This window comes from Streptomyces sp. NPDC093149, from assembly GCF_044754145.1.
In the GTDB taxonomy this organism is placed as follows: Bacteria; Actinomycetota; Actinomycetes; order Streptomycetales; family Streptomycetaceae; genus Streptomyces.
The window spans coordinates 965,607-991,169 of the sequence record NZ_JBIVON010000001.1; the positions used below are offsets into that span (position 1 = coordinate 965,607).

The following is a 25,563-nucleotide window of genomic DNA, read 5'->3' on the forward strand; positions in this document are numbered from 1 at the left end:
GGTCCCGCTCGGCGTTGCGCCGCCCGGGTGAGGTTGCGGGCCGCTGCGCCGTGTCTGCGCCGCCGCTCGCGCGGGGGCGCCTTCAGTGGACAAACGAAACCAGTGTGATCAGCTGCATATGACACCAAGAATGCACAATCCAGCCCATTCCGGTGCGGGTGGGCCGGTCCGGCCCCGGAGGTATCAGCCATGTCCCACGTCGGCGTCCCGCGGGGGACGGCCCGAAAGCGCCGCTCGCTCGCGCTCCTCACGACGGGCGTGCTGACGCTCCCCGTGCTGGCGGGCTGCAGCTCCGACGACGGCGGCACGACGGGTGCCGTCGTCCCCCAGGACATCGCGGTCGCGGGCCGGGACCTGGTCGCCCAGGGGGGCACGGTCAACTGGGCGATCGACACCATGCCCACCACCCTCAACGCCTTCCAGGCCGACGCCGACAGCGCCACCACCCGGATCACCGGCGCTCTGCTGCCGACACTGTTCCCCCTGGACGCCAAGGGCAGGCCGCAGCTGAATCCGGACTATCTGGAGTCCGCGAAGGTGGTCGAGCGCGAGCCCAGACAGGTGGTGCTCTACCGGCTCGACCAGCAGGCGGTGTGGAGCGACGGACGGGACATCGGCGCGCCCGACTTCGTCGCCCAGTGGCGGGCGCTGAGCGGCAAGGACTCGGCGTACTGGACCGCCCGCAACGCCGGCTACGAGCGGATCGAGAAGATCGAGCGGGGCGCCGACGACCAGGAGGTCCGGGTCACCTTCGCCAAGCCGTACGCGGACTGGCGCTCGCTCTTCTCCCCGCTGTACCCGAAGGAGGTGACCGGCTCCCCGAACTCCTTCAACGACGGCGCACGGACCACCCTCAAGGCCACAGCCGGACCGTTCCGGCTGGGCGGCGTGGACACGAAGGCCGCAGAGGTCACCCTGGTCCGCAATCCGCGCTGGTGGGGCGGGGCCGCCAAGCTCGACAAGCTGGTCTTCCGGGCCGTCAAGCCGCAGGACCGCGCCCAGGCGCTGACCGAGGGGAAGGTCGACGTCGCCGATGTGGACGCCGCCGCGGCGCACCGGATCGCGCAGGCGGGCCGCGACGGCGGCGCGAACGGGCAGCCGCTCGCCCAGGGCCCCGGCTCCGCGGACGGCCCGGCCGCCGCACTGCGCTCCTGGGCCGTGGCGCACGGCTCGAACGAGGAGGAGGCGGCTGCGGCGCAGGCGGCGAGGGAGAAGGCCAGGGCGGCGGCCGAGGCGTACACCGCCGAGCAGGGCAAGCTGCGCTCCTACGTGGTCCGCAAGTCGCTGGAGCCCGCGTACACCCAGCTCGCGCTGAACGGCGAGTCCGGGCCGCTGGCCGACGACCGGGTGCGCCGGGCGGTCGCCCGCGCCCTGAACCGCCAGGAGCTCGTCGACACCGTGCTCAAACCGCTCGGCCTGCCCGCCGCGCCGCTCGGCAGCCACCTGGCCCTGGCCGGACAGCCCGGGTACAAGGACGGCAGCGGCGCGCTCGGCGGCCAGGACACCGAGGAGGCGCGGGCACTGCTCGCCGATGCGGGCTGGACGCGGGAGGGTGCGGTCAAGAAGCCGGACGGCACCAAGGCGGGCAGCGAGGCCGGGAAGAAGGGCACCAAGGACAAGGAGGCCACCGCCGGGAAGGACGACAAGCCGACCGCCCCCGAGAAGGCCGGCCCGCCCGGCGGCAAGCCCGGCACCGGGGGCGGCGACGACAAGCCCGGCACCGTCGCCCCCGGCACCGTCGCCCCCGGCACCGGGAGCGACGACGGCAAGGCCGGCAACGCCGCCCACCGGCGTGAGCCCGCCGCCGACGACCGCCTGTACGTCGTGGGCGACGACGACAAGCCCGGTGACGGAGCGCGGAACGCCCGCCAGGTCCTCGCTCCCGCGCCCGCCGCCGCGATCCACAGCGCCGCTCTGCTGCGCCAGGCCGGACACCTGGCCGGGCCCGGCACCTCCGAGGACGCCGTCTCCGAGGTCACCGCCCAGGACCAGCGGCCGGGCGGCGCCACCGGTGCGTACGCCCCCGCGGGCACCGCGGCCCCCGCCCACGCCGCCGAGGCGCGCCGCGGCCCGCTCGGCAAGGACGGCAAGCCGCTGACCCTGCGCTTCGTCCTGCCGTCGGGTCCGGGATCGGAGCCGCTGCGCGCGGTCGGGCAGAGGATCTCCGCGATGCTCGACTCGATCGGCATCGGCACGTCGATCACCAAGGTCTCCGACGACAGCTACTTCAAGGACCACATCGCCTCCGGCGACTACGACCTCGCGCTGTACTCCTGGCCGGCCACCGCCTACCCGGCCACCGACGACCGCCCGATCTTCGCCAAGCCGGTGCCCGCCACCGACGGCTCGCTGCTGGTCGAGCAGAACTACACCCGCGTCGGTACGGACCACATCGACCAGCTCTTCGACCGGGCGGCGTCGGAGCTCGACGAGGGCGCCGCCCAGGACCTGATGAAGCAGGCGGACGCCCGGATCTGGGCCGCGGCAGGATCGATTCCTCTCTATCAGCGTCCGCAGCTCGTCGCGACGAACAGAAAGCTGGCGAACGTCGGCGCCTTCGGGTTCGGGGCACCCCGCTACCAGGACATCGGGTTCAAGAAGCCGCAGGCCGCCGGAGCCCCGGCGAACAAGAAGAAGTAGCAGGTCAGAAACGAATCGGAAGCTCAGAACTGGCTCAAGTCCCTTGCCCGCCGGGCTCCCCGGCGGGCAAGGTCGTGCCTGCCCGCTGACCCGGGTGGCCGCTCACTCCCCCCACCTCCGAGCCCCCACCCCGGAGCCCCGGCTCCGGGGCACGTCTCGGAGCCGCCGCTTCGGAGCCCCACCTCCGAAGTCGCGCACGCCCCGTGTCCGCCGTCCCCGTTCCCGCGGCCGTGGTCCCGCCACCGGTGAAATTCGCCGGAAGACATGACCACGGGGGCGGAAACATGCGGCGGACACGTCGCACCCGGCCCTCGCTGCCGTGCGGGGGCCGGGTGCGAGTGCCCGTGCGCCGCGACGGAATCACCGGCGAGAGCCCGCGGACGGCCGGTTCGACGACGGCCGGGCGGAGCGCACCGGGCCGACCCGGAGCCGGCCGCCGGGCGTGCGAGGACATGGGGCGGTCCGGGCGGCACGATGCCCGACCGCGACGAGCCGTCGCGCAGGCACGCGAGCCCGCGCCCGCGCGGCCGTGCGCCCGTCCCGAGGCCGGCGGGAATCGCCCGGGAAGCCGCCACGGCGCCAGCCCCGTACCATGGTGGGTAGCCGTGGCGCGTCCGCCCGGCGGGCGTACGAGGACCCGAGACCGACTGAGACGCCTGATCCCACGACCCGAGAGAAGCGCTAGCCACCCATGCCCACGCGCCACGACATCCGTAACGTAGCCATCGTCGCCCACGTCGACCACGGCAAGACCACCCTGGTCGACGCCATGCTCAGGCAGGCCGGCGCCTTCGCCGCGCACGCCGCCGAGAACCTCGACGAACGCATGATGGACTCGAACGACCTGGAGCGTGAGAAGGGCATCACGATCCTCGCCAAGAACACGGCGGTGAAGTATCACCCCAAGGACGGCGGGGACCCGATCACGATCAACATCATCGACACCCCCGGCCACGCCGACTTCGGCGGCGAGGTCGAGCGCGGTCTGTCGATGGTGGACGCGGTCGTGCTGCTCGTCGACGCCTCCGAGGGCCCGCTTCCGCAGACCCGTTTCGTGCTGCGCAAGGCGCTCGCCGCGAAGATGCCGGTCATCCTCTGCATCAACAAGACGGACCGCCCCGACTCCCGGATCGCCGAGGTCGTCGACGAGACGTACGACCTGTTCCTGGACCTGGACGCGGACGAGGACCAGATCGAGTTCCCGATCGTCTACGCCTGCGCCCGTGACGGCGTGGCCTCGCTGACCAAGCCCGAGGACGGCACCGTCCCGCAGGACAGCGACAACCTGGAGCCGTTCTTCTCCACGATCCTGTCGCACGTCCCGGCCCCGGAGTACGACGACGAGGCCCCGCTGCAGGCCCACGTCACCAACCTGGACGCCGACAACTTCCTCGGCCGTATCGCGCTCTGCCGCGTCGAGCAGGGCGAGCTGCGCAAGGGCCAGACCGTCACCTGGATCAAGCGCGACGGCACGATGTCCAACGTCCGCATCACCGAGCTACTGATGACCGAGGCGCTCACCCGAAAGCCGGCCGAGAAGGCGGGCCCCGGCGACATCTGCGCCATCGCGGGCATCCCGGACATCATGATCGGCGAGACCCTGGCCGACCCCGAGAACCCGGTCGCGCTGCCGCTGATCACGGTCGACGAGCCGGCCATCTCGATGACCATCGGCACGAACACCTCGCCGCTCGTCGGCAAGGGCGGCAAGGGCCACAAGGTCACCGCCCGCCAGGTGAAGGACCGCCTCGACCGCGAGCTGATCGGTAACGTCTCGCTCCGCGTCCTGGACACCGAGCGCCCGGACGCCTGGGAGGTCCAGGGCCGCGGTGAGCTCGCCCTGGCCATCCTCGTCGAGCAGATGCGCCGTGAGGGCTTCGAGCTCACGGTCGGCAAGCCGGAGGTCGTCACCAAGCAGGTCGACGGCAAGACGCACGAGCCGATCGAGCGCATGACGATCGACTCCCCCGAGGAGCACCTCGGCGCGATCACCCAGCTGATGGCGACCCGCAAGGGCCGTATGGAGACGATGACGAACCACGGTTCGGGCTGGGTCCGCATGGAGTGGATCGTTCCGTCCCGCGGCCTCATCGGCTTCCGTACGGAGTTCCTGACCCAGACCCGCGGCACGGGCATCGCGCACTCCATCTTCGAGGGCCACGAGCCGTGGTTCGGCGAGCTGCGCACCCGTCACAACGGCTCCCTGGTCGCCGACCGCGCGGGCTCCGTGACGCCGTTCGCGATGGTCAACCTCCAGGAGCGCGGTGTCATCTTCACCGAGGCCGGCACCGAGGTCTACGAGGGCATGATCATCGGCGAGAACTCCCGCGCCGACGACATGGACGTGAACATCACCAAGGAGAAGAAGCTCACCAACATGCGTGCGGCTTCCGCGGACACCACGGAGAACGTGGTCCCGGCCCGCAAGCTCTCCCTGGAGCAGTCCCTGGAGTTCTGCCGCGAGGACGAGTGCATCGAGGTGACTCCGGAGACGGTCCGCATCCGCAAGGTCGTCCTGGACCAGAAGGAGCGCGGCCGCGCCGCGTCCCGCGCCAAGCGCTGACGCCGCACAGGCCGACGGCTCCTCGGCAAGAGCCGTTCGAGCCATTGACATGAGACCCGGGCCCCCGCAGACACTGTGGGGGCCCGGTCTTTTCGTCAACTCGATTTCCTGCCCGAGGTGTCCGGTTATCGAGCGTCGCTCTCCGGAACATGTGTTAACGGTCCGTTTCGGGCGTGTCTGTCTGGGATCGCTTTGTCCGGATTTCGGTCAACGGTGCCCCGCTGATGTTGTCAAACCGAGACCCTTTAAGTGTGGTTTATGGCCCGCTCGTACTCAATAGTTGGCTCCATTGAGCTCGGGTCAATGGGTCACGCACTGTGGGGAGTGCCGACTCACGAGCACACTCAGGGCACTGAAACGATCACCGTCAGGGGTGTCGGTGTATCACTCCAGTGCCCTTCTTGTAGTCAAAAGTGGACTCATGAGGAGGAAACCCATGCGTGGTGCCAAGAGCGCCAAGTGGGTCGCGGGAGCGGCCGTCATCGCCCTGGCCGCGACCGCCTGTGGTGGTAGCGACAAGGGCAGCGACAGCAGCATGAACTCGGGCAAGGCGGACCCGAACGGGATCCTGACCGCCCAGCTCAGCGAGCCGCAGAACCCGCTGCAGCCGGCGAACGCCAAGGAGAGCCAGGGCAGCCGTGTCCTGGGCGCCATCTTCTCCGGCCTCGTCAGCTACGAGCCCGGCACCGGCAAGCTCACGTACATCAACGCCGAGTCCGTGACGCCCAACGCCGACTCGTCCGTGTGGACCGTCAAGCTCAAGCCGGGCTGGAAGTTCCACGACGGCACCACGGTCACCGCCAAGTCCTACGTGGACTCCTGGAACTGGTCCGCCAACGTCAAGAACAACCAGACCAACTCCAGCTGGTTCCAGGACATCAAGGGCTACTCCGATGTCCACCCGGACAAGGGTGACCCGAAGAAGACCGAGATGGAAGGTCTGAAGGTCGTTGACGACAACACCTTCACGATTTCCCTCAGCGGTCCGGTCTCGTACTTCGCGTACAAGCTGGGCTACGACGTCTGGGCGCCGCTGCCCGAGTCCTTCTTCAAGGACCCGAAGGCCGCCGGTCAGCACCCGATCGGCAACGGTCCCTACAAGTTCGTCTCGTGGGACCACAACAAGATGATCAAGGTTCGGAAGTTCGACGGTTACCAGGGCCCGAACAAGGCCAAGAACGGTGGCATCGACTTCAAGAACTACACCACCGCCGAGGCCGCCTACTCGGCCCTGCGCTCGGACCAGCTCGACTGGATCGAGCAGGTCCCCGTGACCGCGCTGAAGAACTACAAGCAGGACCTCGGCGACCGTGCGATCGACCAGGAGTACTCCGCGGTCCAGTCGATCGTCCCGGCGTTCTACACCAAGCAGTTCAAGAACATCAACCCCAAGGTCATCCAGGGCCTGTCGATGGCGATCGACCGTGACACGATCACGAAGACCGTCCTCAACGGCACCCGTACCCCGGCCGACTCGTACGTCGCCCGCGGTGTGCTCGGCTACAAGGCCGGCGCCCTCGGCGACATCGTGAAGTACGACCCGGCCAAGGCCAAGGCCCTCATCACCGAGGGTGGCGGTGTCCCGGGCAACAAGATCTCGATCCAGTACAACGCCGACCAGCCGCACAAGGCGTGGGTCGACGCGGTCTGCAACAGCATCCGCCAGGCCACCAATGTCGAGTGCGTCGGCGACTCCAAGCCGGACTTCGCGACCGACCTGAACGCCCGTGACGGCAAGAAGGTCAAGTCCATGTACCGCGGTGGCTGGGTGCTCGACTACCCCGTCAACTCGAACTTCATGCGCGACCTGTACGGCACGACGGCCGCCGGTAACACCAGTGGCTACTCGAACAAGGCCTTCGACGAGCTCACCTCCAAGGCTGACAAGGCGAAGACCCTTGACGAGACCGTGAAGATGTACCAGGAGGCGGAGCAGCTCCTGGCGAAGGACATGCCGGCGATCCCGCTGTGGTTCTACAAGGTCAACTCCGGCCAGTCGAAGAACGTGTTCGGCAAGATCGTTTACGGTCAGGACGGCGACCCCATCTTCACCGACGTTCAGGTGAAGTCGAAGAAGTAAGTTTCGGGACCTGCCGGCCGGTGCCGCCCTCCGGAACGGATGGCGGCACCGGCTCGCGGGCGTTGGCCCGGCAACCTCCCCCCACAACCCCGCGGTGGAGACCATGTGTAGGCCATCGCCGACCCCTCACGGCATGGAGGCATGATGGGGCGTTACGTCGCTAGGCGACTGCTCCAGATGATCCCGGTTTTCATCGGGACTACTCTGTTGATTTTCCTTATGGTCCACATCCTTCCCGGTGATCCCATCCGGGCGATGTGGGGCGACAAGGCCGCGGACCCCGCACAGGTCGCGGAGCTGCGTCACAAGTTCGGGCTGGACCAGTCCCTTCCCATGCAGTACATCAACTACATGAAGGACCTGTTCCAGCTGGACTTCGGCGAGACCTTCGGCGGCCGTCCGGTCTGGGACGAGATGACGAGGGCCTTCCCCGTCACGATCCGTCTCACGATCGTCGCGATGGTCATCGAGATGATCGTGGGTCTCAGCCTCGGCGCGTGGGCCGGACTGAAGGCGGGCAAGGCGCCGGACACCGGCGTGCTGATCTTCACCCTGGTCGTCATCTCGATCCCCGTGTTCATCCTCGGCTATGTGGCCCGGTTCGTCTTCGCGGACACACTCCACTGGGTCGCGCCGAACGTCGAAGACTCGATGGACATCACGCAGTTGTTCCTGCCGGGCTTCGTCCTGGCCATGCTCTCCATGGCATACGTCGCCCGACTGACGCGTACGACCTTCGCCGAGAACCTGCGCGCGGACTACATGCGCACGGCGCTCGCGAAGGGGCTGCCGCGACGTCGCATCGTCGGGGTGCACCTGCTGCGCAACTCGCTCATCCCGGTGGTCACGTTCCTCGGTACGGACGTCGGCGGGTTCATCGGCGGCGCGGTCGTCACCGAGGGCATCTTCAATGTCCAGGGTGTCGGCAACCTTCTCTACCGGGCGCTCCAGCAGCGTGAAGGTTCCACCATCGTCGGTGTCGTCACCGTATTCGTTCTGATCATTCTCGTGATCAACCTGATTGTCGACCTGCTGTACGCGGTCCTGGACCCGAGGATCCGGTATGCCTGACGTGACCAAGGACCAGAGCATCAACGACGCCGGAGTGGACGCGGTCGCGTCTGCGGCGGCGGACGCGGAGAGTCCCGTCAGGGAATCCACCGGCAAGCCTCGCGGCCTGTGGGGTGATGCCTGGTTCGACCTGCGCCACCGCCCCATGTTCTGGGTGTCGGCGAGCCTGCTGACCCTGCTGCTGGTGATCGCGATCGTCCCCGGTCTGTTCACCGGCGCCGACCCGCGGGCCGGCGACCTGACGCACCACTACCTGACGAAGCCCGAGCTCGGGCACCTCTTCCAGGCGGACTGGTTCGGTTACGACGTTCAGGGCCGCTCGATCTACGCCCGGGTGATCTACGGAACCCGCGCCTCGATCCTCGTCGGCGTCGGCGTCACCGTGGCGATCACCATCATCGGTGGTCTGCTGGGTCTGCTCGCCGGCTACTTCGGCGGCTGGCTCGACGCGATCATCTCCCGCATCACGGACATCTTCTTCGGTCTGCCCTTCCTGCTCGGCACGATGGTCGTCCTGAACGCCTTCTCCGAGCGCAAGGTGTACGTCGTGATCGCGGCCCTCGCCTTCCTGGGCTGGACCTCGATCTGCCGTGTGATGCGTGCATCGGTGATCACCGCGAAGCAGGCGGACTACGTGACGGCGGCACGCGCTCTCGGCGCGGGGACCGGCCGGATGCTGTTCCGCCATGTTCTGCCCAACGCCCTCGCACCGACCATCGTGGTCGCCACCATCGCTCTCGGTGGCTTCATCTCGGCCGAGGCGACGCTCTCCTACCTGGGCCTGGGTCTCGCCGACCCGACCATCTCGTGGGGCATCGACATCGCGTCGGGCAGCGAAGAGATCCGTAACAACGTGCATGTGCTGCTGTTCCCGGCAGGAATGCTCAGCCTCACGGTCTTCGCGTTCATCATGCTCGGCGACGCGGTGCGCGACGCCCTCGACCCGAAGCTGCGCTGAGGAGGGCGTACGACGTGACCATCATGGACAAGACAGCAGACATCCCGGCGCCCCGTGCCGGGGGACCGGACGACAGCCCGCTCCTCGAAGTGCGCGACCTGCACGTGGAGTTCCACACCCGTGACGGAGTGGCCAAGGCCGTCAACGGTGTGAACTACAGCGTCGACGCGGGCGAGACCCTGGCCGTGCTCGGTGAGTCCGGCTCCGGCAAGTCCGTGACCGCTCAGGCGATCATGGGCATTCTCGACATGCCGCCCGGCAAGATCCCGCAGGGCCAGATCCTGTACCGCGGCCAGGACATGCTCACGATGGGCTACGAGGAGCGGCGGAAGATCCGTGGCCAGAAGATCGCGATGATCTTCCAGGACGCGCTCTCCTCGCTCAACCCCGTGCTCTCGGTCGGCTACCAGCTCGGCGAGATGTTCCGTGTCCACCAGGGACTCTCCAAGAAGCAGGCGAAGCTCAAGGCCATCGAGCTGATGGAGCGGGTCAAGATCCCCGCCGCCAAGGAGCGGGTCAACGACTATCCGCACCAGTTCTCCGGCGGTATGCGCCAGCGCATCATGATCGCCATGGCGCTGGCGCTGGAGCCGGACCTGATCATCGCGGACGAGCCGACCACCGCGCTCGACGTGACGGTCCAGGCCCAGGTCATGGACCTGCTCAAGGAGCTTCAGACCGAGTTCAACATGGGTCTGATCCTGATCACCCACGACCTCGGCGTCGTCGCCGACGTCGCGGACAAGATCGCGGTCATGTACGCGGGCCGGATCGTCGAGACGGCACCGGTGCACGAGCTCTACAAGCGGCCCGCGCACCCGTACACCCGGGGTCTGCTCGACTCGATCCCGCGCCTCGATCAGAAGGGCCAGGAGCTCTACGCGATCAAGGGGCTGCCGCCCAACCTGCTCAAGATTCCGTCCGGCTGCGCCTTCAACCCCAGGTGCCCGAAGGCGGAGGACATCTGCCGCACGGAGATTCCGGCCCTGGTGCCGGTCTCCGAGCAGGACGGCAGCGAACTGCCCGGCCGCGGCAGCGCCTGCCACTTCTGGAAGGAGACGATCCATGGCTGAGCTCGACAAGACGGACGGATCGTTGGACAGCACCCCGAACGTCACCGACGTCGTGGAGGTCGAGGCCGCCGACGAGACGGCGGCGGTCGCGGCGATCGAGGCCCCGGTGGAACGCGGTGAGCCGATCCTCCAGGTGCGCAATCTGGTCAAGCACTTCCCGCTGAGCCAGGGCATCCTCTTCAAGCGCCAGATCGGCGCCGTCAAGGCCGTGGACGGGGTCTCCTTCGACCTCTACCAGGGTGAGACGCTCGGCATCGTCGGCGAGTCGGGCTGTGGCAAGTCCACGGTCGCGCGGCTGCTGATGACGCTGGAGACGGCCACGTCCGGCGAGGTCTTCTACAAGGGCCAGGACATCACCCGGCTGTCGGGGCGTGCCCTGAAGGCGGTGCGCCGCAACATCCAGATGGTGTTCCAGGACCCGTACACGTCGCTGAACCCGCGGATGACGGTCGGTGACATCATCGGCGAGCCGTACGAGATCCACCCCGAGGTGGCCCCGAAGGGCGACCGGCGGCGCAAGGTCCAGGACCTGCTGGACGTCGTGGGTCTCAACCCGGAGTACATCAACCGCTATCCGCACCAGTTCTCCGGCGGTCAGCGCCAGCGCATCGGCATCGCCCGCGGCCTCGCGCTCAACCCGGAGATCATCATCTGCGACGAGCCGGTCTCCGCGCTCGACGTGTCGGTGCAGGCACAGGTCATCAACCTGATGGAGAAGCTCCAGGACGAGTTCAACCTCTCCTACGTCTTCATCGCGCACGACCTGTCGATCGTCCGGCACATCTCCGACCGGGTCGGCGTGATGTACCTCGGCAAGATGGCCGAGATCGGCACCGACGAGGAGATCTACGACCACCCGACGCACCCCTACACCCAGGCGCTGCTGTCGGCGGTCCCGGTCCCCGACCCGGAGGCCCGCGAGCGCGGCGAGCGGATCATCCTCACCGGTGACGTCCCGTCGCCGGCGAACCCGCCGTCGGGCTGCCGTTTCCGTACGCGCTGCTGGAAGGCCCAGGACAAGTGCGCCACGGAGATACCGCTGCTGGCCATCCCCGAGCGCTTCAAGGGCTCGGACACGCCGGCCGCGCACGAGTCGGCATGCCACTTCGCCGAGGAGAAGGACGTCGTCGGCGCGGCTTCGTAGGACGCGCTGCTTCGTAGTACGGAGCGTGTGACACTCAGGGCCCGGAACCTGCCAAGGTGCCGGGCCCTGAGCCGTGCCCGGCGGCCGCGCGCACCGTCGTGCCCGGCGGCCCGTTCGGACGCTGACGCTGACGCTGACGCGGAGGCGGAGGCGCCCGGAACCGGTCGGTTCCGGGCGCCCTTCCCGTATGTCCGGGAACCGGGCTCGCGGGTGGCTCGGGTCAAGGGGCTCACGGGCTCGGTTCCTCGGGCCGGGGGGAGCCCCGCGGTCCGCGGACCGGTCGGGTCCGTGTCGGCGACGGCGCCCCGGGGCCGGAGCCGGTGGACTGTCAGGCCCCGGCTCCGGGGTCGTCGGTGGCCTTGTCGGCCTCCGGCCCCTGCGAGGCCTCACGGGCCTTCGGGACGCTCGGCACGGCCTGGGAGTCCTCGGGGTAGTGGCAGGCCGTCAGATGGCCTTCCCGGCTGCCTTCCACCCGTACCAGCGGCGGCGTCTCGCTCGCGCACTTGTCCGTCGCCTTCCAGCACCGCGTACGGAAGCGGCAGCCCGACGGCGGGTTGACCGGCGAGGGCACGTCGCCGACCAGACGGATGCGCTCACGGGCCGGTGCCTCGTCGGCGGTCGCCTCGGGCACGGCGGAGAGCAGCGCCCTGGTGTACGGGTGACGCGGGTTGCCGTACAGGTCCTCGCGATCGGCGATCTCCACGATCCTGCCGAGGTACATGACCGCCACGCGCTGCGAGAAGTGGCGCACGACGGCCAGGTCGTGGGCGATGAAGAGGAACGCGATGCCGAGTTCCTTCTGCAGCTTCTGCAGCAGGTTCACCACCTGCGCCTGGATCGAGACGTCCAGCGCCGAGACCGGCTCGTCGGCCACGATCAGCTTCGGCTCCAGGGCGAGGGCGCGGGCCACCCCGATGCGCTGGCGCTGGCCGCCGGAGAACTCGTGCGGGAAGCGGTTGTAGTGCTCCGGGTTGAGGCCGACGGTCTCCAGCAGCTCCCGCACCCGCGCCTCACGGCCGCCGGCCGGGTCGATGCCGTTGATCTCCATCGGCGCCGTGATGATCTTGCCGACGGTCTGCCGCGGGTTCAGCGAGGCGTACGGGTCCTGGAAGATCATCTGGATCTCGGAGCGGACCGGCGCCAGTTGCTTGCGCGTGGCGTGGGTGATGTCCCGCCCGCGGTAGGAGATCCGGCCGTCCGTCGGCTCCAGGAGCCGGGTGATCAGCCGGCCGGTCGTCGACTTGCCGCAGCCGGACTCGCCGACCAGGCCCAGGCTCTCGCCCTCGTGCACGGTGAAGTCCAGCCCGTCGACGGCCTGCACCGCGCCGACCGTCCGCCGGATGGGGAAGCCGCCCTTGATCGGGAAGTGCTTGGTGAGTCCGGAGACGTCCAGGAGGGGATCTGTGCTGCTCATCGTAGGGAAGTCCCGTCTCTTGTACGTCAGTTGGGCCGGGTGCCGGCGAAGTCGGCGAAGAACTCGGTGCGCTGCTCCGCGGTGAGGTGACAGGCGGCCCCGCGCCCGGCCACCAGCTCCAGCGGCGGCTGGTCGGTCGCACAGCGCTTGCCGCCGACCTGCTCCGTGAAGGAGCACCGCGGGTGGAAGCGGCAGCCGGACGGCGGGTTGAGGAGGCTCGGAGGCGAGCCGGGGATCGGCGACAGCGGTACGTCGACCGGGCCTTCGAGGCTCGGCATGGATCCCAGCAGGCCCCAGGTGTACGGGTGCTGGGGCGCCCGCAGGACCTCCTTCTTGGTGCCGCGCTCCACGCACCGGCCGCCGTACATCACCAGCACGTCGTCGGCGATGTCGGCGATGACCCCGAGGTCGTGGGTGATGAAGATGATCGAGGTGCCGGTCTCCTGCTGGAGATCCTTGAGCAGGTCCATGATCTGGGCCTGCACGGTGACGTCCAGCGCGGTCGTCGGTTCGTCCGCGATCAGCAGCGCCGGGTTGCAGACCAGTGCCATGGCGATCATCGCGCGCTGGCGCATACCGCCGGAGAACTGGTGCGGATAGTCGTCCACCCGCAGGTCGGGCTGCGGGATGCCCACCTTGGTGAGCATCTCGACGGCCCGCGTCCTGGCGTCCCGCTTGGAGGCGCCGGTGTGCTTGCGGAACGTCTCGGCGATCTGCTTGCCGACGGTGTGGTACGGCGAGAGCGAGGCCAGCGCGTCCTGGAAGATCATCGCCATCTTGTTGCCGCGCAGCCGCTCCAGCTCCCGCTCCGAGGCGGCCAGCAGATCCTGGCCGTCGAGCAGGATCTCGCCCTCGATCTCGGTGTGGTCGGGGTGGTGCAGGCCGAGGATGGTCAGGTTGGTGACGGACTTGCCGGAGCCCGACTCGCCGACGATGCCGAGGGTCTTGCCGCGCTCGACGTCGAAGGACAGCCCGTCGACGGCCTTGACCATGCCGTCTTCGGTGGAGAAGTGCACGCGCAGATCGCGTACGGAGAGGAAGGGGGTGCTCACTGGATCTCTCCCTAGGCGAGGCGGACGCGTGGGTCGATGAGGGCGTAGACGGCGTCGACGACGATGTTGAGGACCACGATCGCGACGGCGGCCACCATCATCACGCCGAGGAGCGTCGGCAGGTCGTTGGTGGAGACGGCCTTGACCGAGAGCGCCCCGATGCCCTGGAGGCTGAAGGTCTTCTCGGTGATGATGGCGCCGCCGAGGAGGACGCCGAGGTCGAGGCCGAAGATGGTGACGATCGGGCCCATGGCCCCGCGCCAGGCGAATCTGAAGAAGACGGTCCGCCGGGACAGGCCCTTGGCCCGCGCCGTCCGCACGTAGTCCTCGCTCAGCGACTCCACCAGCTGGGACCGGGCCATACGCGTGTAGTTGGCCGTGAAGATGACCGAGAGGACCAGCCAGGGCAGCAGGAGTCCGGAGAACCAGGCGCCCGGATTCTCGCTGAGCGGGGTGTAGCTCGGCCGGTCCAGCAGGTGCAACTGGTCGGTGAGGAAGTACATGGCGACCACGCCGACGATGTAGATCTGCAGCGAGGAGGCGACGAGCGACGCGGAGGACGCGACCTTGTCGAGCATCTTGCCCTGCTTGACCGCGGCGAGCATGCCGGTGCCGACGCCGAAGATGACGAAGACGACGGCGCTGCCGACGGAGAGCGAGAGGGTGGTCGGGAAGCGGTCGACGATGGTGCCGAAGACCGGCTCGCGGTTGATGAACGAGTACCCCAGGCAGGGAGCGGGGCAGTGCCCGTACGACTGGTACTCGCGGCCGACGAAGATCCCCTGCAGCCAATGCCAGTACTGCACCGGAATCGGGTCGGCTATCCCCAGGTTGTGCCGTACCAGCGCGAGTGTCTCGGGGGTGCAGACCTTGCCGCAGGCTACCCGGGCGGGGTCGCGCGGGGCGGTGTAGAAGAGGACGAAGACCAGGGCGCTGATGATCAGCAGGATGACCGCGGCGCCGACGATACGGCGGAGAAGAAAGCGCAGCATGGCAGTGGGTTTTCCTGACGGATGCCGAGAGGGAGGAGGGGAGCGGGCGGCCCTTTGGTGGAGGGCCGCCCGGTCCCCGCGGGGGCCGTTCGTCAGGCCTTGACGTACGTCTTGTAGAGCAGCGTCGCGGAGAACTGCGGGTCCATCATGGCGCCGCCGACCTTGGAGCCGAACAGGTAGAAGCGCCGCTGGAAGGTCTCCGGAATGATCGGGGCGACCTCGTCCATGATCCGCTTGTCCAGCGCCGCCCAGGCCGCGCCGGCCTTCTTCTGGTCGCCGATGACGACGTTCTCCTTGATGGCGGCGTCGATCCAGTCGACCTTCACCTGGGAGACGTTGTTCTGGCCGTTGCCGACCGAGGCGCTGTCGAAGAGCGGCTGGATCATCGTGTAGGCGGTGGGCCAGTCCGGGGACCAGCCGAACCACATGACGTCGAAGCTGTTGTCGACCTGCTGGATCTGGTCGTAGTACGACGTCGAGTCGACGGGCTTGATGACCGGCGTGAAGCCGGCCTTCTTCAGCGCGTTCTCGATGACGACGGCCGTCTTGTCGTAGGTCGGGCTCTGCGGGTAGCTGTAGACGACCTTCTGCCCGAGCTTCCCGGCCTTCTTGAGGATCGCCTTGGCCGCCTCCGCGTCGCCCTGGGGCGCCTTCAGCTTGCCGTAGAGGTCGAACTCCTCACGGCCGAGGATGTCGGGGCTGAGGATGGTGGTCGCGTAGTCGCCCGCGGAAGGACCGCCGTAGATCTTGCGGATCTGCTCCAGCGGCCAGGCGGTGTTGAGCGCCTTGCGCACCTCGAGGTCCGTGACGCGCTTGCAGTTGATGGCGTAGTAGTACGTGCCGGTGAGCAGACCGTTGAAGGTGCGCTTCTTCAGCTCCGGGTCGGTGAGCACCTTCTGCATGCGCTCGGCCGGCACGGACTTGTAGATGGAGACCATCTGCTGGTCCTTGCCCTGGTCCGCGATGAAGCGGTCCGCGGACTCCAGCGAGGTGGGGCCGAACTCGAACTCGAAGCTGTCCGGGTAGGCGTTGCGGATCGGGTCGGTGGCCGGGTCCCAGTGCTTGTTGCGCGTCAGCGTCATCGACTTGTCGATGGAGCGGTGCTTGACGATGTACGGGCCGCAGGAGACGGGCTGCTTGTCGTACTTCTCCTTGGTGTCCAGCTTCACCGGCGTGGCCGCGTAGGAGCTCATGGCCAGCGTGAAGTTGAAGTCCGGGCGGGCCTCCGCCAGCTTGAAGGTGATCGTCTTCTTCGCCTTGTCGGTGACGATCGAGTCCAGGTGCTTGCCGCCGTACGGACCCTCGTACCCCTTGCGCCAGTCGCCCTTGCCGGTGAGCGCCTGCTGGACGTAGGCGGCGCCCTCCGTGATGAACGGCGCCCAGGAGCGCTCGATGCCGTGGCGGACGTCCTCGACGGTCAGCTCGCTGCCGTCCTCCCACTTGAGCCCGTCCTTCAGCGTGAAGGTCCAGGTCTTGTTGTCGGCGGACGCGGTGCCGACGTCGGTGGCGAGGTCGCCGACCAGGGTCATCGCACCCTTCATGTCGATCTTGTAGCCGGTGAGGCCACGGGCGAACATGAGCGCCCCGCTGGAGTTGAACGCGAAGTAGATGCGCTGCGGGTCGAGGTGGGAGAAGTCGTCCTCGGAGACGCCGTAGATCGTCCCGCCCTTCTTGGCGCCGGGGACCTCCGGCGCGGGCCCGGTCGAGTCCTCCTTGGTGCCGATCTTGACGGTGGCACCGGTGTACTCGGTGGCGCCCGCGTGCGGCGTGTCCTTGCCGCCGCCTCCGCCCGCGTCACCACTGCTGCACGCGGAGAGAACGAAGGAGCCGCCCGCCGCGACGGATGTGGCTATGACGAAGTTTCTGCGGGAGAGAGACATGGCAACCTGCCCTGGTCGATGAAGAGGGACGAATGATCCGGCGGAGCCCCGTCGCTCCGGGCCGGGGCGGAACTGTCAGCGCTTGGTCTTCGGGTCGAGAGCGTCGCGGACCGAGTCCCCGAGGAGGTTGAAGGCGAGGACGAAGACCACCATCGTCACCCCCGGGAAGAGCATGAAGGTGATGTCGTCCTGGTAGACGTCGGCGCCGCGTTGGAGCATCACGCCCCAGTCGGGCGTCTTCGCCGTCAGTCCGACACCGAGGAAGGCGAGACCGGCCTCCGCGGTCACGAACATGGGGAGAGCGAGGGTCGCCTGGATCAGGATCGGCGTCCACAGATTGGGCAGCAGTTCCTTGAAGATGATCCGCGTCGGGGAAGCGCCGGTCACCTTGGCCGCCTCGACGAACTCCCGTTCGCGCAGGGCCAGTACCTCGCCGCGCAGCAGGCGCGCGATGGACGCCCAGCCGAACGCGGTCATCACCAGGATGAGACTGGTGACGACGAGCCAGGTAGGCGTGTTCTCCTCGGGCGAGACCAGGATCGACATGAGCACCGGCCAGAACGCGATGAAGAAGAGCGTCGAGGGGAACGCCAGCAGGATGTCGATGACCCGGCCGATGAAGTAGTCGGTCTTCCCTCCGAGGTACCCGGCGGTGATGCCGATGACGATGCCCAGGACGGTCACCAGAAGCGTCGTCACGCCCGCGATGAACAGCGAGTTGCGTATGCCGTAGAGGAGGAAGGTGAAGAGGTCGCGGCCGAGCTGCGGTTCGATGCCGAACCAGAAGTCGCCGCTGATACCGCCGTTGGGCTTGATCGGAAAACCGAAGTCGTTGAGCAGGCCGTCCTGGTCCTGGCCGTACGTCGTGTACGGATTCTTGCCGTACAGCTTGGCTATCAGCGGCGCGCAGATGGCCACCAGGAAGAAGAAAATGACCACATAGGCCGAGATCACGCCGGCACGGTCGCGTTTGAAGCGTCGCCAGGCCAGTTTGCCCGGTGAACGGCCGTCACCGCCCTTGAGCGCCGAAGGGTCCGGTGCCTGCTGCGGCTTCGCGTCCTCCACCTCAAGGGGAGTGGCTGCGTGCGGTGTTGGAATCGTCATGGTGCTCCTGGCCCGGAGGGTCGAAGGACTCCGCAGGGCACACCTACGGGCTACCCGGACTTTTTCAACGCAATTCATGCAGGGTCAATGAATGTCTGTCGCCCTTGAGCCGCTCTTTGGAGATTTGGCCAATCCATTACCTTTACATGGGCGTATCCTTGCTTCCGTTTCTTCATTTTCGAAGAAATGTTCGCCGCCAAAGGGGTCAATTCCGGCAATGAGTTCGATATCCGGGCGGCGATGTCTCGGAATTCGTACATCCGGTCAGGTGGGTACCTCGTCGATGCGCATTCGATGCGGGGCCGTTATCGCTCCGATGTCCGTCGGGGCGGTGTTCGGTCGGGCGTCGCTGTGCGGCGGCGGAGTCGATCCCTGCGGGATCCGGTCCCCGCGCGCCACTCGGACCGCTTCCCTCGCGCCCGAATGGGTGGAGAAAATATGCGCAATGCGCTTTATGCGGTGATATTTGACTCCAAGTGAGACGAAGCACCAAGAGGAGGCAGTCCATGCGCGGAGCCACACAGGCCAAGTGGGCCGCATGCGCGGTCGCCGTCGCCCTGACGGCGACGGCCTGTGGCGGTGGGGGCGGCGGCGGTGGCGGCGGTGGGGTCAACGGAATCGTGAGTTCCTCCTGGGGTGACCCGCAGAACCCGCTGGAACCCGCGAACACCAACGAGGTGCAGGGCGGCAAGGTCCTCGACATGGTCTTCCGGGGGCTCAAGAGGTACGACCCGAAGACCGGCGCGGCCATCGACATGCTCGCCGAGAAGATCGAGTCCAAGGACAACCAGAACTTCACGATCACCGTGAAGGACGGCTGGACCTTCAGCAACGGCGAGAAGGTCACCGCGAAGTCCTTCGTGGACGCCTGGAACTACGGGGCGCTGCTGAAGAACAATCAGAAGAACGCCTACTTCTTCGGGTACATCGACGGATACGACAAGGTCCACCCCCTCACCGGCGGTTCCAGGGCGAACACGCTCTCCGGCCTCAAGCTCGTCGACGACAGGACGTTCACGGTCAAGCTGTCGCAGAAGTTCTCCCTCTGGCCCGAAACCCTCGGCTACCCGGCCTTCGCCCCGCTGCCCAAGGCCTTCTTCACCGACCACGCCGCCTGGCTGTCCAAGCCGATCGGCAACGGCCCGTACACCATCGACACGTACACCAAGGGCTCGTCGATGAGCCTGCGCAAGTGGGACAAGTACCCCGGGGCCGACAAGGCGCAGAACGGTGGCATCGATCTCAAGGTCTACACCGACAACAACACCGCCTACACCGACCTGACCGCCGGCAACCTCGACCTCGTCGACGATGTGCCCGCCTCGCAGCTGAAGAACGTCAAGGCGGACCTCGGCGACCGGTACATCAACACCCCGGCGGGCATCATCCAGACCCTCGCCTTCCCCTTCTACGACAAGAGGTGGGACACCCCCGGCGGCATCAAGGTCCGCCAGGGACTGTCGATGGCCATCAACCGTGAGCAGATCACCGACCAGATCTTCCAGAAGACCCGCACCCCCGCCTCCGACTGGACCTCCCCGGTCCTCGGCGCGGCAGGCGGCTTCAAGAAGGGGCTGTGCGGCGCGCCCTGCGAGTACGACGCGGCGAACGCCAAGAAGCTGATCCAGGAGGGCGGCGGCATCCCCGGCGGCCAGCTCAAGATCTCGTACAACGCGGACACCGGCTCGCACAAGGAGTGGGTCGACGCCGTCTGCAACAGCATCAACAAGGTGATGGGCAACAACAATGCGTGCGTCGGCGGGCCCGTCGGCACCTTCGCCGACTTCCGCAGCCAGGTCTCCCAGCAGAAGCTGACCGGTGCCTGGCGGGCCGGCTGGCAGATGGACTACCCGCTCATCCAGAACTTCCTGCAGCCGGTGTACTACACCGACGCCTCGTCCAACGACGGCAAGTGGAGCAACAAGCAGTTCGACGGCCTCATCAACAAGGCCAACGCCGAGTCCGACAAGGCCAAGGCCGTCTCGACCTTCCAGGACGCGGAGCGGGTCCTGGTGGCGCAGATGCCCGTCATCCCGCTCTGGTACCAGAACGGCAGCGCCGGTTACTCGGACCGGGTCACCAATGTGTCGCTGAACCAGTTCAGCGTCCCGGTGTACGAGCAGATCAAGGTCAAGTGACCCGTCGAGGCCGGGTGGCCGGCGCGGGGAACGCGCCGCCCGCCCGGCCTCGCCATCCCCTCGACGCGTCACTTCCCAGCCCCGAGCCTCCGACCCCCGCGACCCCCGGAGCCCTTCATGGGACGTTATGTGATCCGGCGGCTGCTGCAGATGATCCCGGTCTTCTTCGGCGCCACACTGCTGATCTTCCTCATGGTGAACGTGATGGGCGATCCCATCGCGGGCCTCTGCGGCGAACGCCAGTGCGACCCGGCGACCGCCGCCCGACTCCGCTCGGAATTCGGCCTCGACAAGCCTGTCTGGCAGCAATACGCGACCTACATGGGCAATGTCTTCACCGGCGACTTCGGCACCGCGTTCAACGGGCAGAAGGTCACCGAGCTGATGGGCACCGCCTTCCCCGTCACCATCCGGCTCACCGTCGTCGCGATCGTCTTCGAGATCGTCATCGGCATCAGCCTCGGCGTCGTCACCGGCCTGCGCCGTGGCCGCCCCGTCGACACCGGCGTGCTCATCCTGACCCTGGTCGTCATCTCCATCCCGACCTTCGTCACCGGTCTGCTGCTCCAACTCCTCCTAGGAGTGCAGTGGGGCGTCATCAAACCGTCCGTCTCCCCGGAGGCGCCCTTCAACGAGCTCCTCGTCCCGGGACTCGTCCTCGCCTCGGTCTCGCTGGCGTACGTCACCCGCCTCACCCGGACCTCGATCGCCGAGAACGCCCGCGCCGACTACGTCCGCACCGCCGTCGCCAAGGGACTGCCCAGGCGTCGCGTCGTGATCCGGCATCTGCTGCGCAACTCGCTGATCCCGGTCGTCACGTTCATCGGCACGGACGTGGGCGCCCTGATGGGCGGGGCGATCGTCACGGAGCGGATCTTCAACATCCACGGCGTCGGCTACCAGCTCTACCAGGGCATCCTGCGCCAGAACTCGCAGACGGTCGTCGGCTTCGTCACCGTTCTCGTCCTCGTCTTCCTGGCGGCGAACCTCATCGTCGACCTGCTGTACGCCGTACTCGACCCGAGGATCCGCTATGCCTGATCAGACATCGGACGAGGCGATCTCACCGGCCGGAGCAGGAGGCGTGATGGACCTCGCCCTGGAGGAGGGCACGACCCTCGAAGGGACACCGGGCGGGCCGGAAGGCACCGGCCCCGCCGAGAAACCGCGCAGCCTGTGGTCCGACGCCTGGCGGGACCTGCGCCGCAATCCGGTCTTCGTCATCTCCGCCCTGATCATCCTCTTCCTGGTGATCATCTCGATCTGGCCGTCGCTGATCGCCGACCAGGACCCCCTCGACTGCAATCTCGGCAAGGCCCAGCAGGGCTCCCAGCCCGGTCACCCCTTCGGCTTCGACGGACAGGGCTGCGACGTCTACACCCGGACCGTCTACGGGGCCAGGAACTCGGTGACCGTCGGCGTCTGCGCCACCCTGGGCGTCACCCTGCTCGGCGGCCTCCTCGGTGGCCTGGCCGGATTCTTCGGCGGCTGGTGGGACTCGCTCCTCTCCCGCCTCACGGACATCTTCTTCGGCATCCCGGTGGTCCTCGGCGGCCTGGTCTTCCTCTCCGTGGTCACCAGCGCCACCGTCTGGCCGGTCATCGGCTTCATCGTGCTCCTGGGCTGGCCGCAGATCGCCCGCATCGCCCGGGGCTCCGTGATCACCGCCAAACAGAACGACTACGTGCAGGCGGCACGGGCGCTCGGCGCCTCCAACACACGGATGCTGCTGCGCCACATCACCCCGAACGCCGTCGCGCCGGTGATCGTCGTCGCGACCATCGCGCTCGGCACGTACATCTCGCTGGAGGCGACCCTCTCGTTCCTCGGCGTCGGCCTGAAACCGCCGGCCGTCTCCTGGGGCATCGACATCTCCGCCGCGTCCCCGTACATCCGCAACGCCCCGCACATGCTGCTCTGGCCCGCCGGCGCGCTGGCGGTCACCGTGCTCGCGTTCATCATGCTCGGCGACGCGGTGCGCGACGCCCTCGACCCCAAGCTGCGCTGAGGAGCCCACTGCCATGTTGCTCGAAGTGCGCGATCTGCACGTGGAGTTCCACACCCGCGACGGGGTGGCCAAGGCCGTCAACGGGGTCAACTACTCGGTGGCCGAGGGCGAGACGCTGGCCGTCCTCGGCGAGTCGGGCTCCGGCAAGTCGGTCACCGCACAGGCGGTCATGGGCATTCTCGACATGCCGCCCGGGAGGATCGGCGGCGGCGAGATCCTTTTCAAGGACCGCGATCTGCTGAAGATGCGCAAGGACGAGCGACGGAGGATCCGCGGCCAGGAGATGGCCATGATCTTCCAGGACGCGCTCTCCTCCCTCAACCCCGTGCTCAGCGTGGGGGAGCAGCTCGGCGAGATGTTCGTCGTCCATCGCGGGATGTCCCGCAAGGACGCCAGGCTGAAGGCCGTCGAACTGATGGACCGGGTCCGGATCCCGGCCGCGAAGGAGCGCGTGGGCAACTATCCGCACCAGTTCTCCGGCGGAATGCGCCAGCGCATCATGATCGCCATGGCCCTGGCGCTGGAACCGTCGCTGATCATCGCGGACGAGCCGACCACCGCCCTCGACGTGACCGTCCAGGCCCAGGTGATGGACCTGCTGGCCGAGCTCCAGCGCGAGCTGAACATGGGCCTGATCCTCATCACCCACGACCTGGGCGTGGTCGCGGACGTCGCCGACAAGATCGCCGTGATGTACGCGGGCCGGATCGTCGAGACCGCTCCCGTCCACGACATCTACCGGGCCCCCGCCCACCCGTACACCAAGGGCCTGCTCCGGTCGATCCCGCGCCTGGACCAGAAGGGCCAGGAGCTGTACGCGATCAAGGGCCTGCCGCCCAACCTGCTGCACATCCCGCCGGGCTGTGCCTTCAACCCGCGCTGCCCGATGGCCCAGGAGGTCTGCCGAGGCGAGGTCCCGCCGCTGTTCGAGGTGGCCGAGCACCGTGAGAGCGCCTGCTACTTCTGGAAGGAGACGCTCGATGCACGCTGACCACTCGGGGCGCGAGGAGGCGCGCGAAGGGGGTGGGACGGCCCCCGCCCTGCTCGCCGAGGAGCGGGCCGGGTCCCCGGCCGCCGGACGCGAGCCGATCCTGGAGGTCCGCGATCTGGTCAAGCACTACCCGCTGACCCAGGGCATCCTGATCAAGAAGCAGATCGGCGCCGTCAAAGCCGTCGACGGGGTCTCCTTCGACCTGGCGGCGGGCGAGACGCTCGGGATCGTGGGGGAGTCGGGCTGCGGCAAGTCGACCGTGGCCAGAATGCTGGTGCATCTGGAACGGCCGACGGCCGGCGCGATCAAGTACAAGGGCGAGGACATCACCCGGCTGTCGGGGCGTGCCCTGAAGGCGGTGCGCCGCAACATCCAGATGGTGTTCCAGGACCCGTACACGTCGCTGAACCCGCGGATGACGGTCGGTGACATCATCGGCGAGCCGTACGAGATCCACCCCGAGGTGGCCCCGAAGGGCGACCGGCGGCGCAAGGTCCAGGACCTGCTGGACGTCGTGGGTCTCAACCCGGAGTACATCAACCGCTATCCGCACCAGTTCTCCGGCGGTCAGCGCCAGCGCATCGGCATCGCCCGCGGCCTCGCGCTGAACCCCGAGATCATCGTCGCCGACGAACCCGTCTCGGCCCTCGACGTCTCCGTGCAGGCACAGGTCGTCAATCTGCTGGACCGCCTCCAGACGGAGTTCGGGCTCGCTTACGTCTTCATCGCGCACGACCTGTCGATCGTCCGGCACATCTCCGACCGGGTCGGCGTGATGTACCTCGGCCGGATCGTCGAGATCGGCACCGACGAGCAGATCTACGACCACCCCACGCACCCGTACACCCAGGCGCTGCTGTCCGCGGTCCCGGTGCCGGACCCGACGGCCCGCGAGCACCGGGAGCGGATCATCCTGTACGGCGACGTCCCCTCACCCGCCAACCCGCCCTCCGGCTGCCGCTTCCGCACCCGCTGCTGGAAGGCGCGCGAGCGGTGCGAACTGGAGGTGCCGCTGCTGGCGGTTCCGGCGGTCTTCCGGCTGACGGACACGCCCGCCGGGCACGATTCGGCCTGCCACTTCGCGGAGGAGAAGCAGGTGGTGCCGCCGGAGGGGCTGCTGGAGACGCCGGGGGAGACGACGGTGGAGGAGGCCGGGGCGCCACCGGAGGAACGCGAGGACGGGACCGGAGGGGCGGGCACGCCGGACGACGAGGGCGGGCCGCCGCCCTCCGGCAGCAGCCGGGTCATCTGACGGCCCGCACGTTAACGCCGGGGCAACCCGGCCGTCCCACCTCCGATATACGAACGCGCCACCATGGTCCTCGTACGGCCGTGCGGGTGCCGTGAACCGGCCGGGGGGTCGTCAAGTCCCCCCGGCCGGTTGCCCGTTCGCGCATCGCTGCGGCCCGGCTCTTGTCCGGCGGCCGGGGGCGGTGGAGTATCGCTCGGGTGATACTCACACGGGGGGCAAGGGCCACCGGCGCCGTTCTCTGCGCCCTGCTCGCGGTGATGGTCGCGGGCTGGCTCGTGCGGGATGTCGGGGCAGTCGACGATCCGGGGCAGTTGTGGCGGTACTGGGCCGGCTACCGCGAAGCGCAACTGTCCGCCGTGCCCACCACCTCGGCCGACGACGTGGTGCTGCTCCTGGTGTATGTCGTCGCCGCGTTCGCGGCCCTGCGGTCCGTCGTGGCCGGTACCGCGCTGGTCGCCACCGGAGTGGTCACTCTCGCCGTACGGCTGCCGGCGCTCTGGAACATCGGTGCGTCCCGGATGAACGCCCGGTTCTCCGACGATCTCCGCACCCGCGCCCTGATCTGCGTCTTCGCGGCCCTCGCGGTGGGCATCGCGCTGATCATCACCGCGGGCGCCGGCCGCAGACCGCCGTACGACTTCTCCGAGCGCACCCCGACCCGGCCGGGCCAGGGCGCGAGTGTGACCGCCTTTCTGCTGCTGGGTGCCTCGGGGGCGGTGGTGATCGCCTGGGAGATCCGCCAGGCGGTGCGGTTCCCCTTCGTCTACCCCGACTGGTTCGTGGGCGGGGACCGGCTCCTCATGGGGCTGATCGACGCACCACCCGGCTGGAACAACGCCGTTCTCGCGTTGCTCTGTCTGTTCGCGGGGACGAGCGCGCTCTTCCACGCCGTGCACGCACGGCCGTTCGGCCTGATCGCGGCCGGTTTCCTGCTGTCCGACGGGGTGCTGGGAGTGGTCCGCGCCGTGCACTACAGGATGCTGGACCACTTCGCCGATCTGCGGACCGAGGACCAACTCACGCTGCTGAGCCAGCTCTTCGAGACGATCGCCGCGGCGGTGGTACTGATCGTGCTCGCCCGGCGGGGCAGCACGGACGATCCTGCCCCGCCCCACCAGGGCTACGGGCAGGGGTACGGCCATCCGCCGCCCGGCGTCTTCGGTCCGCCGCCCCCGTCCCAGCCCCCGCCGGGCTGGTGACGGG

Annotated in this window: 18 protein-coding genes; 13 read left to right on the plus strand and 5 right to left on the minus strand. The window is 68.1% G+C overall.

All coding sequences use genetic code 11. The annotated features are described in order from the left end of the window. Window positions 1–189: 189 nt before the first annotated feature. The 7 genes from ACIQCZ_RS04605 to ACIQCZ_RS04635 all read left to right on the plus strand — a co-directional run bounded on the left by ACIQCZ_RS04605 (window position 190) and on the right by ACIQCZ_RS04635 (window position 11,529). Window positions 190–2,640, plus strand: a complete 2,451-nt coding sequence (locus tag ACIQCZ_RS04605) for an ABC transporter family substrate-binding protein (protein WP_402279681.1) — start codon at window positions 190–192, stop codon at window positions 2,638–2,640. A gap of 691 nt (window positions 2,641–3,331) precedes the next feature. Beyond that, entirely contained in the window at window positions 3,332–5,203 is a 1,872-nt protein-coding gene (gene typA / locus ACIQCZ_RS04610) for a translational GTPase TypA (RefSeq protein ID WP_402279683.1), read from the plus strand. A gap of 436 nt (window positions 5,204–5,639) precedes the next feature. Next, window positions 5,640–7,283, plus strand: a complete 1,644-nt coding sequence (locus ACIQCZ_RS04615) for an ABC transporter substrate-binding protein (RefSeq protein WP_402279686.1) — start codon at window positions 5,640–5,642, stop codon at window positions 7,281–7,283. A 144-nt stretch (window positions 7,284–7,427) separates the two neighbouring features. Then, the gene (locus tag ACIQCZ_RS04620) at window positions 7,428–8,354 is read left to right on the plus strand and encodes an ABC transporter permease (RefSeq protein ID WP_376286485.1); all 927 of its coding nucleotides are present in this window, start codon (window positions 7,428–7,430) and stop codon (window positions 8,352–8,354) included. Beyond that, entirely contained in the window at window positions 8,347–9,312 is a 966-nt protein-coding gene (locus ACIQCZ_RS04625) for an ABC transporter permease (RefSeq protein WP_402279688.1), read from the plus strand. The genes ACIQCZ_RS04620 and ACIQCZ_RS04625 overlap by 8 nt, the downstream gene beginning before the upstream one ends. Before the next feature lie 14 nt (window positions 9,313–9,326). Continuing rightward, on the plus strand, window positions 9,327–10,385 hold the full coding sequence (locus ACIQCZ_RS04630) for an ABC transporter ATP-binding protein (RefSeq protein ID WP_402279690.1): 1,059 nt from the start codon (window positions 9,327–9,329) through the stop codon (window positions 10,383–10,385). Beyond that, a complete protein-coding gene (locus ACIQCZ_RS04635) occupies window positions 10,378–11,529 on the plus strand; it encodes an ABC transporter ATP-binding protein (protein ID WP_402279693.1) in 1,152 nt (383 codons plus the stop codon). Before ACIQCZ_RS04630 ends, ACIQCZ_RS04635 begins: the two co-directional genes overlap by 8 nt. A 328-nt stretch (window positions 11,530–11,857) precedes the next feature. Here the strand turns inward: ACIQCZ_RS04635 and ACIQCZ_RS04640 are convergent, their stop codons facing one another. The 5 genes from ACIQCZ_RS04640 to ACIQCZ_RS04660 all read right to left on the minus strand — a co-directional run bounded on the left by ACIQCZ_RS04640 (window position 11,858) and on the right by ACIQCZ_RS04660 (window position 17,971). Then, on the minus strand, window positions 11,858–12,943 hold the full coding sequence (locus ACIQCZ_RS04640; RefSeq protein WP_402279694.1) for an ABC transporter ATP-binding protein: 1,086 nt from the start codon (window positions 12,941–12,943) through the stop codon (window positions 11,858–11,860). Window positions 12,944–12,969: 26 nt separating this feature from the next. Next, window positions 12,970–13,935: an ABC transporter ATP-binding protein gene (locus ACIQCZ_RS04645; RefSeq protein WP_402280221.1), complete on the minus strand. Its 966-nt coding sequence runs from the start codon at window positions 13,933–13,935 to the stop codon at window positions 12,970–12,972. Between the two features lie 71 nt (window positions 13,936–14,006). Beyond that, a complete protein-coding gene (locus tag ACIQCZ_RS04650; protein WP_402279697.1) occupies window positions 14,007–14,987 on the minus strand; it encodes an ABC transporter permease in 981 nt (326 codons plus the stop codon). Between the two features lie 92 nt (window positions 14,988–15,079). Further along, window positions 15,080–16,867 carry an ABC transporter substrate-binding protein gene (locus ACIQCZ_RS04655; RefSeq protein WP_402279700.1) on the minus strand — a complete coding sequence of 596 codons (1,788 nt, stop codon included), beginning with the start codon at window positions 16,865–16,867 and terminating at the stop codon, window positions 15,080–15,082. A 75-nt stretch (window positions 16,868–16,942) separates the two neighbouring features. Continuing rightward, complete coding sequence (locus ACIQCZ_RS04660; RefSeq protein WP_402279702.1) at window positions 16,943–17,971, minus strand: ABC transporter permease; 1,029 nt, start codon at window positions 17,969–17,971, stop codon at window positions 16,943–16,945. Between the two features lie 506 nt (window positions 17,972–18,477). Here ACIQCZ_RS04660 and ACIQCZ_RS04665 point away from each other — a divergent pair. From ACIQCZ_RS04665 to ACIQCZ_RS04690, 6 genes are all read left to right on the plus strand, one after another. Next, the gene (locus tag ACIQCZ_RS04665) at window positions 18,478–20,109 is read left to right on the plus strand and encodes an ABC transporter substrate-binding protein (RefSeq protein ID WP_402279704.1); all 1,632 of its coding nucleotides are present in this window, start codon (window positions 18,478–18,480) and stop codon (window positions 20,107–20,109) included. A 117-nt stretch (window positions 20,110–20,226) separates the two neighbouring features. Beyond that, window positions 20,227–21,150 carry an ABC transporter permease gene (locus ACIQCZ_RS04670; RefSeq protein WP_402279707.1) on the plus strand — a complete coding sequence of 308 codons (924 nt, stop codon included), beginning with the start codon at window positions 20,227–20,229 and terminating at the stop codon, window positions 21,148–21,150. Then, window positions 21,143–22,117, plus strand: coding sequence for an ABC transporter permease (locus ACIQCZ_RS04675; RefSeq protein ID WP_402279710.1), 975 nt, complete (start codon window positions 21,143–21,145; stop codon window positions 22,115–22,117). The genes ACIQCZ_RS04670 and ACIQCZ_RS04675 overlap by 8 nt, the downstream gene beginning before the upstream one ends. A gap of 13 nt (window positions 22,118–22,130) precedes the next feature. Next, on the plus strand, window positions 22,131–23,108 hold the full coding sequence (locus ACIQCZ_RS04680) for an ABC transporter ATP-binding protein (protein WP_402279713.1): 978 nt from the start codon (window positions 22,131–22,133) through the stop codon (window positions 23,106–23,108). Next, complete coding sequence (locus ACIQCZ_RS04685) at window positions 23,098–24,360, plus strand: ABC transporter ATP-binding protein (RefSeq protein WP_402279715.1); 1,263 nt, start codon at window positions 23,098–23,100, stop codon at window positions 24,358–24,360. The genes ACIQCZ_RS04680 and ACIQCZ_RS04685 overlap by 11 nt, the downstream gene beginning before the upstream one ends. A 197-nt stretch (window positions 24,361–24,557) precedes the next feature. Then, window positions 24,558–25,559, plus strand: a complete 1,002-nt coding sequence (locus ACIQCZ_RS04690) for a hypothetical protein (RefSeq protein WP_402279717.1) — start codon at window positions 24,558–24,560, stop codon at window positions 25,557–25,559. The last annotated feature ends 4 nt before the right edge of the window (window positions 25,560–25,563 follow it).